At 76.4% G+C, this 1,248-nt stretch carries 1 protein-coding gene; it reads left to right on the top strand.

Annotation, left to right across the window (positions count from 1 at the left end):
- Positions 1-1,248, top strand: a 1,248-nt coding sequence (locus tag H5J30_RS34080) for an acyltransferase domain-containing protein (RefSeq protein ID WP_181791687.1), incomplete at both ends; no start/stop codon positions are given.

The raw sequence follows: 1,248 nt of genomic DNA, 5'->3' as shown, positions 1-1,248 counted from the left end.
CTCGGCCGCGACCGCACGGAACTCCTCGACCGCCTGCGCGCGGTGGCCCGGGACCGGAGCGCGCCCGGCGTGATCCGTACCGGAGGCGAGCAGAAGCCCGGCGGCCTGGTGTTCATGTACTCCGGCCAGGGCAGCCAGCGTCCCGGCATGGGCCGCGAACTGTACGGCGTGCTGCCCGAGTTCACCGAGGCGCTGGACGAGGCGTGCGCCGCGCTCGACGCGCACCTCGACATCCCGGTGCGCGAGGTGATGTTCGCCGACGCGGCCGACAGCGGGGCGGCGCTGCTCGACCAGACCCTCTACACCCAGACCGGCCTGTTCGCCCTGCACACGGCGCTCACCCGCCAGCTCCAGGCGTGGGGCGTGCGGCCCGATCACCTGATCGGCCACTCCATCGGCGAGCTGACCGCCGCGCACGTCGCCGGCGTGCTGTCCCTCGCCGACGCGGCCCGGCTCGTCACGGCCCGCGCGCGGTTGATGAACGAACTCCCCCACGGCACCGGCGGCATGCTCGCCGCGCAGGCCGGGCCGGAGGCGCTGGCCGAGTACCTGGAGCGGCACGGGCGGACGGAGATCGCCGCGTACAACTCCCCCGTGGCGACGGTGCTCGCCGGGCCGGCCGACGCGCTGGCCGCGCTCGCCGAGGAGTTGGGCGCGGCCGGGATCCGCACCCGCGGGCTGAAGGTGAGCCACGCCTTCCACTCCGCGCAGATGGACCCCGTGCTGGCCGAGTTCACGAGCGCCGCGGCCGGGCTCACGTACCGTGCGCCCGAACTCCCCGTGGTGTCGAACCTCACCGGCACGGCGGCCACGGCCGGCGAGCTGACGGACGCCGCGTACTGGGCGGAGCACATCCGCCGGCCGGTCCGCTTCCACCAGGGCCTCGCCCACCTCGCCGGCGAGGGCGCCACCGCGTTCCTGGAGATCGGCCCCGGCGCCACCCTGACCACCCTCACCCGGGCGATCCTGCCGACCGACGACGGCGCCGCGGTGATCCCGGCACTGCGCCCGGCCCGCAGGTCCCCGGACGCCGACGCGCCGACGGGCCCCGCCGACGAGCCCACCGCGCTCCTGCACGCCATGGGCGAGCTGCACGCGCACGGCGTGGGCCCGCGGTGGACGGACGTGCTGCCGCACGGGCGTTCGGTCGAGCTGCCCACGTACGCCTTCCAGCGCCGCCGCTACTGGATCGACCCGGAGGAGCCCGCCGCGGCGGGCCCGGCGGAGTCCGGCCTGCACTACCGGACG

The organism is Streptomyces phytophilus, assembly GCF_013870535.1.
In the GTDB taxonomy this organism is placed as follows: domain Bacteria; phylum Actinomycetota; class Actinomycetes; order Streptomycetales; family Streptomycetaceae; genus Streptomyces; species Streptomyces phytophilus.
This window is presented reverse-complemented; position numbering and strand designations above follow the sequence as displayed.